At 36.1% G+C, this 14,878-nt stretch carries 10 protein-coding genes and 1 pseudogene; 7 read left to right on the top strand and 4 right to left on the bottom strand.

Annotated features, from left to right (window positions below; genetic code table 11):
* Window positions 1-542, top strand: a 542-nt coding sequence (locus FGK85_RS08190; RefSeq protein ID WP_243122785.1) for a transposase, incomplete at its 5' end; no start/stop codon positions are given.
* 164 nt (window positions 543-706) lie between these two features.
* On the opposite strand, the pseudogene FGK85_RS08185 reads toward FGK85_RS08190, so the two are convergent.
* The 4 genes and pseudogenes from FGK85_RS08185 to FGK85_RS08170 all read right to left on the bottom strand — a co-directional run.
* A pseudogene (locus FGK85_RS08185) lies at window positions 707-1,582 on the bottom strand (recombinase family protein); the annotation flags it as partial.
* A 57-nt stretch (window positions 1,583-1,639) separates the two neighbouring features.
* Window positions 1,640-1,843, bottom strand: coding sequence for a transposon-encoded TnpW family protein (locus tag FGK85_RS08180; RefSeq protein ID WP_071441617.1), 204 nt, complete (start codon window positions 1,841-1,843; stop codon window positions 1,640-1,642).
* A 75-nt stretch (window positions 1,844-1,918) separates the two neighbouring features.
* A complete protein-coding gene (locus FGK85_RS08175) occupies window positions 1,919-2,818 on the bottom strand; it encodes a phage major capsid protein (RefSeq protein ID WP_138205497.1) in 900 nt (299 codons plus the stop codon).
* Window positions 2,819-3,092: 274 nt separating this feature from the next.
* Window positions 3,093-5,396, bottom strand: coding sequence for a phage/plasmid primase, P4 family (locus FGK85_RS08170; protein WP_138205495.1), 2,304 nt, complete (start codon window positions 5,394-5,396; stop codon window positions 3,093-3,095).
* A gap of 825 nt (window positions 5,397-6,221) precedes the next feature.
* On the opposite strand from FGK85_RS08170, the gene FGK85_RS08165 reads away from it, so the two are divergent.
* The 6 genes from FGK85_RS08165 (at window position 6,222) to FGK85_RS08140 (ending at window position 14,862) form a co-directional block, all read left to right on the top strand.
* Window positions 6,222-6,422, top strand: coding sequence for a type II toxin-antitoxin system prevent-host-death family antitoxin (locus FGK85_RS08165; protein ID WP_053430236.1), 201 nt, complete (start codon window positions 6,222-6,224; stop codon window positions 6,420-6,422).
* Between the two features lie 76 nt (window positions 6,423-6,498).
* Window positions 6,499-8,058, top strand: a complete 1,560-nt coding sequence (locus FGK85_RS08160; RefSeq protein WP_138205493.1) for a type I restriction-modification system subunit M — start codon at window positions 6,499-6,501, stop codon at window positions 8,056-8,058.
* A gap of 3 nt (window positions 8,059-8,061) precedes the next feature.
* A complete protein-coding gene (locus FGK85_RS08155) occupies window positions 8,062-9,288 on the top strand; it encodes a restriction endonuclease subunit S (RefSeq protein ID WP_138205491.1) in 1,227 nt (408 codons plus the stop codon).
* Window positions 9,288-10,178, top strand: coding sequence for an FRG domain-containing protein (locus tag FGK85_RS08150; protein WP_138205489.1), 891 nt, complete (start codon window positions 9,288-9,290; stop codon window positions 10,176-10,178). Before FGK85_RS08155 ends, FGK85_RS08150 begins: the two co-directional genes overlap by 1 nt.
* 1 nt (window position 10,179) lies before the next feature.
* Window positions 10,180-13,275 (top strand): type I restriction endonuclease subunit R, encoded by a 3,096-nt coding sequence (locus FGK85_RS08145; protein ID WP_138205487.1) that lies wholly within the window; start codon window positions 10,180-10,182, stop codon window positions 13,273-13,275.
* 240 nt (window positions 13,276-13,515) lie between these two features.
* The gene (locus FGK85_RS08140) at window positions 13,516-14,862 is read left to right on the top strand and encodes a [Fe-Fe] hydrogenase large subunit C-terminal domain-containing protein (RefSeq protein ID WP_138205485.1); all 1,347 of its coding nucleotides are present in this window, start codon (window positions 13,516-13,518) and stop codon (window positions 14,860-14,862) included.
* Window positions 14,863-14,878: the final 16 nt, after the last annotated feature.

The following is a 14,878-nucleotide window of genomic DNA, read 5'->3' as shown; positions in this document are numbered from 1 at the left end:
AAGATGAACGACTTCATATTGTAAAAGATGCACTAGCTTTATTTAAGTGCCGTGAGGCAGATAAAGAATGGATAGTTAATAAAAAAAATAAAAATTATTTAAAGATAAAAGCTTGGGATGAAGATAATTTTGAAATGGCTGATTCAGAAATAAAAGTAAGGTTTATAAAGTTTATAGAAGAAATATATAATGGAGATAAAATGGAAATTAAAGAGTCATGGATTATAACGACGGATAAATTAACGTCGGTAGAAACTTTATGGGAAATAATGCATAAAAGGTGGGACATTGAAAATAATGCTTTTCATCAGTTAAAAACAGAATGGCATTTGAATCATTGTTTTCTTCATAGCCCTACGGGCATAGAAACAGTATTAATGTTTATAATAATAGCATTTAATCTAATGCAATTATATTTTTTTAGGTGTATAAGAAATTTTAGAAAGAAATATATGCTCCAAATAGATGTTATTGAAGATATAAGAGATGAAAGATTTATTATAGAAAATGGTTGGCATAACCCACTATTTGTAAAAACTTAATCAAATATAAAACTGGAAATTGATTTTAAAGATTTCTTGGGGTAGGGGTAAGTGTATCTATTTTTGCGACCTATCGGTCTGCGGGCTTACCAGCCCTTTAAGTAAATGTAAAAAGATACAATTCCAGTAAAAATAAAATTTTTACTGGAATTTAGGTGCTAAATCTCTGCTGGATTGTTCAATATCTTGACTTTGCTCTTATATGACTTTTTAGAAGTCTTGAAATTTATCGTGTGACCTAGATATTCCATTTTAGCCAGAATATCTGCTACGGTACGAGCCGACCAAGCATATGGGTTTTCAGGTGGTCTTGCTGGAGTGTTAATACCCATTTTGCGAAGATGAACCGTAGGTGTATCAATGCATCGCTTTTCAAGTTGCTTTGCTATCTGCGTGGGTCCAAAGCCAGCTATGCACAGTCGGAAAATATCTCTGACCACTTCGGCGGCTTTCTCATCTATAATCCAGTGCAACTTATCTTCAGGGTCTTTAATATAACCGTAAGGTGGATTGGTGCAGAGTGGCTTACCGGATTGTCCTTTGGATTTGAACACAGCACGGATTTTCTTGCTAGTATCCTTAGCGTACCATTCATTAATAATGTTAAGAAACGGTGTAAAGTCACTGTCTGCTTGGTTTGCACTATCAATACCGTTGTTAATAGCAATAAATCGTACATCTGCTTCAGGAAACATAATCTCGGTATAATAACCTACTTTGAGGTAATCCCTGCCGAAGCGGGACATATCCTTGATGATAATCGTTCCGATTCTACCGGACTCTACATCTGCAATCATGCGGTTAAAGTCTGGTCTATCAAAAGTTGTACCGCTGACCCCATCATCCACATAAAATTCGATGTTACGAAAACCGTTGTCCTCAGCATATTTCTTTAGAATTGCCTTCTGGTTTACTATACTGTTGCTGTCCCCTGCAAGCTCATCATCACGGGAAAGCCTGCAGTAAAGAGCAGTAATTTTCGCTTCTTCAAATGCTAATGTTGATTTACGTATAGTGCTAAATGTTGACTGTCTATTCATTTTTCTCCTCCATTTCCGACAGTCTTCAAGCGGTTTAGCACTATGTATATTACCGTACTACCTTGAAGAAGTCGAGTTGATTTCCGTGGGTTTATATGAACTATCTGATAACTTTGAAAGGTTTTTTGCGTTGACTGTAATCAGTCGTTTCAGCTTGGAATATGCACTTTCCTTTGCTGAATCACTTACTCGTGATTCCACCACATAGACTGTACCTCCGATATCGGATTTGGTTGTGCGGCTGTTACTTTGATTTTCCATATCGTGACCTCCTGTCCGATGTTTTGAAGGAACTGGCACTGAGCAGAATTGATGACTCAGTGCCTAATCCATTATTTAAGCTTTTATTTGTAATATTTTTAGAGCATTCGGTTGAATTAGCTTGCCATCCAATCTCTCGTAAGCAGAAAATCCAATTTGTCCTTGCAATGCATATAACTCACTTAATTTTTTTATTGTTATTGGTTGACGCTCAATCAGCCAGTAATAAGATAAATCTCCGAATACTATGCTTTTTGCTCCTGCTGATACTGTAGGCATATATGGAGAGGTAACTACAGGCTTTCCGAAGATGGTGTTATCTGAAGAATTCCACAGATAACTGCCGCTTGTATCTTTAAGGGTTCTAAGAAGCATGGCTGTATTATCGTGCATGATAAACACAGCGTTATTTCGGTATTCATCTTTTAATGAAAAATACAGAGAGATGATCTCATCAAAAGAGATGGTACTATTGTCTGCTGTAGTTACATCTGCATCTGCTGTAAGGATACCTGTTGGCTGAGCTGTGCCATTTCCATTAAGCAATGCATTTTCCTCAGCCTTGCCAAAACGCTTCGCAAAATCACCCATCAGATATTTTTCAAGATTAAAGTTCATATCGGTGACGAATGAGCGGTTTAGCTTGACAAGAGATGCCAGCTTGTATGATTTCACCAGAAACTGTGTAAATGTATCGACACTTTCGGGGATTGGATCTCCGTCTTCAACCCAATCTGCTGTACCCGTTGAGGATACCGCTTGAATTTTACCTTCTGCAGAAGATAGATTGATAACAGTAGCAAATCTGCGGAATATATTCTCCTTTGCCAATGCAGTGTTAAAGCCTTCTCGGAACTCGTCTGGTGCGACATAGGCTCCTGCATTATCAAAGCCCTCGCTTAGATTTCGATTATTTTCTTCTTTTCCTTTCATAACATTCCAAAACGCTCTATTATAAGTTGTTGATGTTGCCATAATCGTTTACCTCCTAAATTAAAATGGATTGTGGGGTATATACCCCGTTTGAAACCGCGTTTTTTTACGCGTTGCCCCACGCCCGTTGTCCAGATGAAAAGGTGTGGAGATTTGACCTCCCCTAGGGGGTAGGTATCAACACATGGAGTTGTATCCAGTGGTTTTAGTGGTATTAAGCTTTGTAGCAAGATGTAGCAGGTAAAAACTAAACTCTCTATACGAGAGCGATTTTTTATATAACCTGTTTTTCTTGCTACAAGCTGCTACACTGTGTTTAAATAAGAAGAAATTCTTCTTCAGTCAGCTTATATCCGATAAGCATTGTGGTCATTCCACCACCAGAACGTGGTCGTTTCCGTTCTACACGGGCAATAGCTGTTAATGCTTGTTTAAAGTTTCTTGCATTCTCCGAATAACATCCATTGGCACTACACCACCGCTGATACCGGGCATACACTTCGGATGTCCGCACCTCACTGTTAGGACTTTCCTCCAAGGCATCCTCGAAAAATAATGCTATTTTATCGCTGTCACGTTTATAAGCCTCCGTTGCTGTCTTAACAGAATCAGGTAAAGTCAAGCCTTCCTTCTTTAACAACTGATAGCCTTCAATTAGCCAGTTGAGGATAGCACTCTGATTCTTCGGTTTGGCGAATTCACGTTTTAGGTTTTTATCCTGCTCGCTTTCATCGAAGTGTCGTTCAAAAGGAATAATCACCACTCTGCCACTAGAAAACAGCGTCATATCCGTAATAACGGGCAGATAATTGGTGTTGATATACAGCTTAAACTTTGGCGAAAAGTCAAAAGAATTCTCATGTAGAAACCTTGCGTTAATGGTGTCACCACCCGTCATGCTTTTTACCTGTGCAGCATTTAAGACAAGTCCTCTGCTAGGTTCGGAGATATTCACAAAGCGTACTCCTGCAAGCCGGGCAATATCTTCACTTGGACTTGAACTGTTATTGTTCTTTTTCAGACTGATAGTCTCCGGCCTTGCGGTACAGCCATAACTGCCTAATACCTTAAGAATGCTCTCACATAGCGTACCTTTACCATTTCGAGTTGTAGCACCATAGAGAACAAACAGGCATTCATACCGAGTGTCTCCGCTGATACTGTAGCCAAAGGCCTTTTGGAGGAATTTTGCCTTTTCCTCATCTCCGCTCATAATCTCATGAATAAATCTATCCCATCGCTCACTTTTTGCTTCTGGATCATACTTAACACCAGATATCTTTGTAAGCCTGTCCTCGCTGTTGTGGGGATGAAAATCCATGGATGTTAAAAACAATGTTCCATTGGCACAATTGAGCATAAGCGGGTCTTGGTCAAATTCAGCCATTGATATGGGATATACGCTCTGTGCATCCTTAAGCACCGTTTCCCTGTATCTTCGTGACTGCCACTTTCGGCAATAGTCAATGTATGCCTTTCTTTGATGTTCATCCTGAATAGTTAAAGCATAGGTTAGCAGTTGGTTAGCCAATGATTTACACATTTCCATTACTTTTAGATTACCGACATCAGGAATCCAAATGCCATTCTCATAGCAAAACCACATCTTCCTTTCAGGAACAAAGCGGGCAAAAGATTTATAATAATCAGCAAACAACCTGCTTGCCCCAATATCCGTCCAAGGGTAGCGATCGTTACTCTCAGGCTTAAAGCCAGCAAGGGAACATTCACCAAAATCTTCTGTAGCTGATGAACGCTTACCACCTGGTTTGTATATCTCAGTAGCATTTGCGATTGCTTTTTCTATGGTTATCATTCCATAAGTACTGCCGGACTGTGGTCTATTCCATTTATCTCGCATTAGGCCGCTCTGCCGGAAAAGTCTGTCCATCTGCCCAATATCCCTGCCACACCAAAATGCCAGCATACCGCAAAGTGCCAAATCAGCTTCACTGGCAGAAGCATAGCCTGACGTATCTCCTTGCCATAATGCTTTGAATTTTTCTCCATTTGCCGATTTTAAAGCCTTCTCAATAACAGACTTGTCAGACAGATAGGATTGACTTTCTGTATCCAGAATTTGCTTCACAGGGGTAGGACGCAACATATACTTGTCTAGTATCATCTGTAGTTCATTCGATTTCTCCGCTATATCACCATTTGCATATACATTGCCTGTTACGGTAACAAAACGATTTGTTGCTCCAGCCACATAGACCTCAACTCCCAGCTTTCTGTTGTTGATATAGTATTTTGTTTTGTCAAAGTTAAAGCCTGTGGCCTTAAAGAAAATATGAAGCCCTTTTTCAGATGGACTGTGTTCCATATAGCAATCAATAAAAGCGTCTACAATACTTTGGGCAACAGGCTTAAGCTTACCACCGCTATCAAAGCAATCATCTAAGTCGATAACACAAATGTCATTACCTACCAAAAATCCGATACCGTCATAATCACTTATAGCAGCTACCGCCGAACTAAAATCTTTAAATGTACCACGTTGATTTGGTTTTGCCCTTTTTCTCGTTACTGGGTTATAGGGAACTTTGGTTTTTCTACCACTTCGCTCTTCATATTTCCAACAGCAAAACTGTGGCTTACTTTTAAGTATCTGTGGCAAGTTATCATATTGTGGTTTCAGTTATTTCACCTCCTTGCCTGTTAAAAATGACCCGAAACGCTACTGTTCCAGAGGGTTTGCCTTGTTTGACACAACCTCGTTATCTTTCAAGGAATACGCTCGGAATTATCGTCATGGCATATTCTGCTTGAAGTATCTCTTGCATTTCGGGATATTCAGTTGTCAAGGAGCAGTGAGAGAAAACTATGCTTTCTTTTGTAGTGCATAAGAAAGGCAAATCCAAAGAGTATTATTTAAGGTAATTTCCTCTCGTCATCCACAAGACACAAGCCTGCAGTTTGAGTACCGGAACAAATATTTCTGTGAATTGCTTTCCTCTGCTAATAGCCGAAATTATTAACCCCTTAGCTAAATACCTCATTAAATTTCTAACTTGGAAGCTAATGGGGATTGTTTTTCCTCTCACCTTATAGCCTTGGTAGAACACATTAGTTGAGGATTTTCTAAAAATATTTTTTCTTCCTCATCCATAAGCGAAGAATTCTATTGATTCGAACCCCTTAAAATAAAAAAACAGCCTGTCTTTTTTCTAAGGTAAAGACGGCTGTAATGCTTATGCTTTTGCTCAAATTTGAGCGGAAGCGATATTAAGTTTGAGGAGGCTGAATGCTGTAGTTTTGGGTTTTTCAATTAGACTTTCCGACTTTTTTGTCTAAAAGTTTGATTCAGAGTCATCTATTTAAAATGAAATTTAAGAAATATATAATATCAAAAGTCATTACTTTTATCCAGTCAAAGGTATTTACAATTATAATGATTTAATGATATAATTATTCAAAATGGCTGTCTTAAGGAGGTGTCCATGTGGTAAATGAAAAAGGAAATCCAATACCAGAATATCATTCTATTACTGAATTTTTAAAAGGACAGGCATCTCGAATATTCAGAGAGGTTAATGAAAAAGACAAGATAGTAATTGTTAACAAGCAGAATAAACCGCAGGCTGTTGTTATTTCATATGAAAGATATATAAGGTTAAAAGAGCAAGAAGGTGTCGACATATAATTGCTATCAGTTTGGTATGTAATTCATGAAAACCATGTTTAGCATTTAACATCATTAGTAATGGAGGAGTTTTATAATGGCTGAGTTAAGAAAAGAAGATTTATGGATAATGGCTGATAAACTTAGAAATAATATGGATTCTGCTGAATATAAACACGTTTGTTTAGGACTTATATTTTTAAAATATATTTCTGACAGTTTTGTCAAAGCATATGCAGAAATTTCACAAGATGAGTATGCAGATCCTGAAGACAAAGATGAATATACTGCTAAGAATGTTTTCTGGGTGCCCCAAGAAGCTCGTTGGGATAATATTGTTGCAAGAGCTAAAACACCAGAAATTGGTCAAGTAATTGATAATGCAATGTATACAATTGAAAAAGAAAATCCCTCATTAAGAGGAGTTCTTCCTAAAGATTTTGCTCGTGCTTCTCTAGACAAAACGGCATTAGGTGAGCTTGTTGATTTACTTGCAAATATTGAAATTGGTAATGACCCAAACAAAGATACTCTTGGAACGGTTTACGAGTATTTTCTAGGTAAATTTGCTAGGGCTGAAGGTAAACTAGGAGGCGAATTCTATACTCCTAGAAGTGTTGTTGAACTAATCGTAAATATGATTGAACCGCACGATGGAAGAGTATATGACCCTTGTTGCGGTTCTGGAGGAATGTTTGTTCAAAGTGAAAAGTTTGTAAAAGACAGGCAAGGAAGAATCGACGGTCAACTTGCAATTTATGGACAGGAGTCCAATTATAATACATGGAGACTTTGTAAAATGAATCTTGCTATTCGTGGTATAGATGCGAACTTAGGTCAGCAGAATGCCGACTCATTCCACAATGATCAACACAAAAATCTTAAGGCAGACTACATCATGGCAAATCCCCCATTCAACATAAGCGATTGGGGAGGCGAGCGTTTAATTGATGATCCACGTTGGGGGAAATACGGAATCCCTCCTGCAGGTAACGCTAACTACGCTTGGATTCTACATATGCTATATCACTTGGCTCCGAGCGGTACAGCTGGTTTTGTTCTTGCTAATGGTTCTCTCTCGTCGTCCACTATAAGCGAATACACAATTCGTAAAAACTTAATAGAAGATGACAAAATTGATTGTATTGTAACCTTACCAGGTGGATTATTTTCGACCACATCTATTCCTGTATGCCTTTGGTTTATAACAAGAAACAAATTAAAAAATGGGCATCGTGACAGACATGGTGAAATACTCTTTATTGATGCACGCAATATGGAAACTGAACCACTAGAAGATAGCCGTACACAACTTAAATTAACCGATAAAACCATCGATGATATTACATCAATTTATCATGCTTTCAGAAATCATGAAAAGAAAGCAATAAGAGCAGATGGTGCAGAAATAACCTATGAAGATAAGCAAGGTTTTTGGAAAGTTGCTACTCTTAAAGAAATAAGGGCTAAAGATTATAATCTAACTCCTGCTAGTTATGTTGGTGTTGCTCCAATTGAGGAAGATGGAGAGTCTTTCGAAGAGAAAATGGATAGATTGATAAATCAACTTTCTAAGGTTATGTCTGAGTCTCTAGAGTTGGATAAAGAAATAAAAAATCAACTTAGTAGCATAGGTTGGGCAATAGAGGAGGTATAATTCATGTTTGATATTGTACCTATTGAGAATACCTCAATAGAAATAATTGATGGAGATCGTGGTAAAAATTACCCAAAGAAGACTGATTTTTATGACAAGGGGTATTGTTTATTTTTGAATGCAAAAAATGTGACTGTTTCAGGATTTGATTTTCAAAATACTATTTTTATTACTCAAGAGCATGATGAGTTACTACGTAAAGGAAAGCTAACAAGGGGAGACATTGTTCTAACTACGAGAGGAACTGTGGGGAATGTTGCCATTTATGATGAAAATGTTCCTTATGATAATATTAGAATCAACTCAGGAATGGTTATTCTAAGAAACACTAAGAACGAGTATTGTAATGAATATTTATACTATATATTACAATCTAAATTTGTTCAAAATCAGATTCATTCAATAAAAACTGGTAGTGCACAACCGCAACTACCAATAAAATTATTAAATAAAATCAACTTAATAATACCACCACTTTCGGTTCAAAAGAACATTGCTAATAAAATTACATCTTTACAAAAAAAGATATCAAAGAATAAATATTACATTAGAATCCTTGAGGAATTAATACAGGCGATTTATAAGGATTGGTTTATTGACTTTAATTTTTCAAAGGATATTGATCAACTTAAAGAAGGTATTCCTAATGGATGGGTTTATTCTAATGTTTTTAATAATATCAATGAAATTCGCGAAAAAAATATTGATAATTTAAATTACCCGGTGCTTTCAGTTGTAAAAGAAGGTGAATTTAAACTTTCTGATGATGTTTTTACCAAACAGGTATACAGCAAAAAAACTACCAATTACAAAATTGTTAAACGAAATCAAGTAGCATATAACCCAGCTAGAGCAAATATCGGCTCTATTGCAATGCTTACTGATTTTGATGCTGGTTTAGTTAGTCCTATTTATGTTGTGTTTGAAATGAAAGAAACCATTACGCCGACATTTTTCTATTATTATATGAAGCAGCCTATGTTTTTGGAAAACATCAAACACCATGCAATAGGTACAACACGCCAGAACTTTCCGTTTGAAGCCTTTAAATTCTTTGATATAATCGTACCCCCAATGGATCTTCAGTTGAGATTTGAAGAAATAGCAAAACCTATAGAGCAGAAAATAGCAAAACTAAAAGAAGAAAATGCTGTTTTGGCTGAAATAAGAGATACTCTTTTACCAAAGCTTATAAGCGGAGAATTACCAGTGGAAGTAGGTGAGGCATAATGACTGATTATGAAGAATATGTACAAGAAGCATTCGAAGAGGAAGCTACAGTTTTTAGTGTTGGACACTTATTCGACAAGATTTCAAGATACAATAGCACAATTATTGAAAACAACACAACAGGCACTTTGCTATTTAGAGGGCAAGCAAATATTGACTTTCCAATGGATGCTAGTATTTTCCGCAACAACATGATTAGTAAAGAAACAGCTTTAATTAATGACTTGATTTTGCAAGAACCATATGAGTTTGGTAATCACATGACTGATTTTGAGCAGCTCGTGAAAATGCAGCATTATGGGCTTCCAACAAGGTTAATTGATGTTACAACAAATCCTCTTATAGCTTTATATTTTGCCTGCTCTGACAAAACTTGTGAAGATAAAGATGGTGAAATACTTATTCTCATAGAATCATTACAGCGTCCAACAGAAAAGCAAGTACAGTATTTTGCTGCACTTGCTGAATATGATGGGAAAAGCATTGAAGCTTTTGTTGACTATTTTGTTCAAAAAGGTTTAATAAATAATGCTTTAGATTATAAAGAAAAAAATGAAAAACTCGAGAACATATTTAGAACAAAGTATATTCCTGTTGTTGCCCCCAAAAATAACGAACGAATTAAAAGGCAAAATGGAGCTTTCTTACTACTGGGTATAGACATTGACAAACCAGATTATTTCCTTAAGAATACATTTAATTTAAAGGATCAGCTTATTAAAGACTTTGGCGACGGCATTCCACGCTCTTTGGTTATTCCGCAAGAGCACAAACAATCGATACTTAAAGAACTAGATATTATAGGTATTAATGAAGCTTTTGTGTATCCAGAGCTTGAACATCAGACTTCATACATAAAAAGCAAACATCACATAAAGGTAGGTGAGTGATATGTCAAATTTTATTGAATACCATCTTGAGCAAGCAGTAATGGAGTGGTTTCAAGATTTAGGCTACCAAACAATTTATGGCCCAGATATCTCACCTGGCGGCAGTTTTGCAGAACGGGAGAGTTTTGGAGATGTTGTCTTGTATGATCGTCTGCACAGTGCCCTCAAGAGAGTTAACCGACAGTACTCTGATAAGGTAATTGATGATTTGGTAAAAAAAATAACGCGCCATCAAAGTATGTCTATCACACAGAACAATGTCGCTTTTTTTAAAATGATAACTGACGGGATTGATGTAGAAATACGAACAAAAGACGGAAATGTAAAAACTGAAAAAGCCTATGTTTTCGATTTAACAGACATTAATAATAATGAATTTTTAGCTGTAAACCAGTATACAATTATCGAGAATGGTAAAGAACGTCGTCCCGATGTTGTTGTCTTTATAAACGGTATACCGCTTGCAATCATTGAATTGAAGAATGCGTCCAATGAAGATATTGGTATTGTTGAAGGCTTCAATCAATTACAAACATATAAAAAAGATATCCCTACTGTTTTCAATTACAATGCCTTCTTAGTTACAAGCGATGGAATAAACGCAAAGGTAGGAACAATTTCTTCAGATTTTGATCGTTTTATGTTTTGGCGAACTGTTGATGGAAACGGTGAAGCACCGGAATCTTCGCCTCAATTGAAAGTAATGCTACAAGGAATGATGGACAAAAAACGTATTTTGGACATAATATCAAATTATACGTTTTTTGTTCATGAAGAGGATAAATCTTTTAAGATACTTGCTGGTTATCACCAGTATTTTGCAGTAAAAAAAGCATTATATAAAACACATATTGCTGCTGCAGAAAATGGAGATAGAAAAGTAGGTGTTATTTGGCATACACAAGGAAGTGGAAAAAGCTTTTCCATGCTAATGTATGCCCGACAATTAGTTCTTGAGCTAAACAATCCTACGATAGTTATTATTACAGATAGAAACGATCTAGATGATCAGCTTTACGGAACATTTGCCAAAAGTGCTTACTACTTACGTCAAATTCCAAAGCAAGCAGAAAACCGGAAACAATTAAGAGATTTATTAAGTGTTGAATCTGGTGGAGTTATATTTACTACTATCCAGAAATTTCTACCTGATGAAAGTGATCAAAGTAATGAAGCACTAACAAATCGTCGTAACGTAATAGTAATTGCAGATGAAGCACATCGTAGCCAATATGGACTAGAAGCTAAAGAGAAGGATGGCAAGGTATCTTTTGGATTTGCTAAATATATGCGCGATGCTTTACCAAATGCCTCTTTTATAGGTTTTACTGGTACTCCAGTAGAATTGAGTGACAAAAACACACCTGCATTATTTGGAGATTATATTGATATTTATGATTTAACGCAGGCAGTCAAAGATAGAACAACCGTTCCTATATATTATGAAAGCCGAATTGCAAAGCTTGATATTCCTCAGGAGTTCAAGCCTAAAATAGATATTGAATATGCGGAAATTGTAAAAGAACAAGAAGAAACATATGTAATCAATCAACAAAGAAAGTGGGCTAGACTAGAAGCTCTTGTAGGAACCGATACTCGTCTTGATGTTATTGCAAAGGATTTTTTACACCATTATGATTTGAGACAGAGTGCACTTAGTGGCAAAGCTATGTTTGTAACAATGTCTAGAAACATTGCTGTTAAACTATACTCAAAAATTATTAAATATCGTCCAGAATGGCATAATTCTGAAGTGGATAAAGGAACAATTAAAGTTATTATGACATCAGCTGCGTCAGATCCACCAGAATTTCAGATACACTCAACTACTTCTGCTCAGAAAAAAATTCTTGCAAAAAGGATGAAAGATCCGCATGATGAGTTAAAGGTAGTGATTGTTTGTGATATGTGGCTAACAGGTTTCGATGTTCCGTGTTTGCATACTATGTATATTGATAAACCTATGAGTGGGCATAACCTAATGCAAGCTATAGCGCGAGTCAATCGTGTGTTTAAAGATAAACCTGGTGGATTAGTTGTAGATTACATCGGTATAGCTGATAATCTTCGAAGTGCCCTTGCACAATATACCCCTTCTGATAGAAAAACAACTGGTATTGATCCTCAGGTTGCAGTAGATTTAATGATGGAAAAATATGAGCAAATAAAAGGTTTGTTACACGGATTCGATTATAGCTGTTACTTAGATGGTACAGCATCTCAAAGAATAGATTGTATAGTTAGATGTGTAGACTTCATTCTTGGGAAAAAAGAAGAAGAAAAAAAAGACTTTCTAAACTTTGTAGTTGAGATAGGAAAAGCATATGCTCTATGCGCCACATCAGAAAAAGCACAAGAAATTAACCTTGAGATAAGTTTTTTTAAAGCGGTCAAAGCCGGAATAATAAAATTGTTACCCAAAGGTAAACCTAAGAAAACAAAGGATCAAGTTGAATATGAAATAGAACAACTAGTTTCAAAATCTGTTATTTCAGAAGAGATAGTAGATATTCTTGCAGCAGTAGGCTTAAATAGACCAGACATATCCATACTTTCTGATGAATTTTTAGAGGAAGTTAGAGGGCTTCCGCAAAAAAATTTAGCATTAGAACTATTACGAAGATTGCTTGATGGTAGAATTAAGGCGATTTCTAGGAAAAACGTTGTTCAAGCTAAAAAATTCTCAGAAATGCTAGAAGCATCAGTTATTAAGTATGCTAATCGGTCAATCGAAACTGCTGAAGTTATTAAAACGCTTATCGAAATGGCAAAAGATTTGAATAGTCTTCATAAAAGAGGTGAAGAACTAGGTTTATCTGATGATGAGTTAGCATTTTATGATGCTATATCTGAAAATGAATCCGCCAGAGAATTCTATGAAAATGATGTGCTGAAGCAAATTGCAAAAGAACTAACAATTAATATACGAAATAGCATGAAAGTTGACTGGGATGTACGTGAAAGTGTACGTGCTCAGATGCGCATTACCGTTAAGCGGCTTCTACGTAAATATAAGTATCCACCTGATAAACAAGCAGATGCAGTTAAATTAATTATTGAACAAGCAGAAAAAATGTCTGAAAATGAATTACAGTAAAATGACGGAAGACAAAGACCAGCCATTTCAAGTACATATGCTTGAATATGGCTGGTCTTTTTGCTCCGCTTGAAGCTGTTCAGTTAAGTTTTCTTCAATCCCTAAGTGAACGCTTCTTTAAGGGCTGATTTTTTTAGCATAATATAAGTGTACTAGGGAATAATTTTAAATATATTGCAAAATGAAGAAAAGAAGGGAGAATAGGCTAGTGATGTTCTAAAAACTCACTACATATAATTTATGAAAGAGAAATATAAGGATTTATTTAAAAGAATTTTATGGGCAAAAGAAGAAGGTAATTTTAAAAGTGAAGTAGGGAATATATTAAAGGAGTCCGGAAATGAAAAGAAGAAACTTTCTAAAGTAATATCATCCTTATGCGGTGTTACGGTAGAGTACATTGATGATGAAAATTTTATAAATTCACTGGAAAGTGCCATGAAGGGCTATGAAAGAAAAGCTAAAATAGTGCACAAAATTGGAGAGTGCACTATGGAGTGTGCAGATGAGGAAGGAAAAACTCTATGTCAAAAAGCATGCCCTTTTAATGCAATATTAAATGAAGAAAATAAAATATACATAAATGAAGATTTATGCACAGATTGCGGTAGATGCGTTACAGCTTGTGAAAATGGTGGATATTTAGATAGAATAGAATTCATGCCTTTAGTAGATATTCTTAAATCAGATGTACCAGTGATAGCAGCAGTGGCACCGGCTATAGCAGGTCAGTTTGGAAGAGATGTTTCTTTAGAAAAAATGAGAACTGCTTTTAAAAAGGTTGGCTTTTCAGATATGGTGGAAGTGGCATTTTTTGCAGATATGTTGACTTTAAAAGAAGCTATTGAGTTTGATGCCCATGTAAAAAGTGAAAAGGATATAATGATAACTTCTTGCTGCTGTCCTATGTGGGTAGGAATGCTTAAAAGGGTTTATAAAGATTTAGTAAAGGATGTTTCACCTTCAGTTTCTCCAATGATTGCAGCGGGAAGAGTTTTGAAGAAATTAAATCCAAATTGTAAAGTGGTGTTTGTAGGGCCATGTATTGCTAAAAAAGCTGAAGCTAAAAATGAAGACATAAAAGGAGCCATAGATTTTGTTTTAACCTTTGAAGAGGTTAAAGGAATATTTGAGGTTTTGGATATAAATCCTAGTGGTATGGAAGAGGATTTCACCAGTGAATATGCATCTAGAGAAGGAAGACTATATGCGAGAACTGGTGGAGTTTCTATAGCTGTAAGTGAAGCCATAGAGACTCTATTCCCAGAAAGAAAAGGAAAAGTAAAGACAGCTCAAGCTCACGGAGTTAAGGAGTGCAAGGAAATACTTGATAAAGCAGTAAAAGGAGAAATAGATGCCAACTTCATAGAAGGTATGGGATGTATAGGCGGTTGTGTAGGAGGACCTAAAGCTTTAATTCCAGCAGAAGAAGGCAAGAAAATAGTAGATGAAACTGCTGAAAATTCAAAGGTAAGGGTATCCTTAAATAACGAGTGTATGAATGAAGTCTTAAAGCTTATAGGAATTGACGGAGTAGAGGACTTTAAGAATAAAGAGAAAATACAGATTTTTGAAAGAGAGTTTTAAGCATAAATTGCGGCAA

It is taken from the genome of Haloimpatiens lingqiaonensis (assembly GCF_901447495.1).
GTDB lineage: Bacteria > Bacillota > Clostridia > Clostridiales > Clostridiaceae > Haloimpatiens > Haloimpatiens lingqiaonensis.
This window is presented reverse-complemented; position numbering and strand designations above follow the sequence as displayed.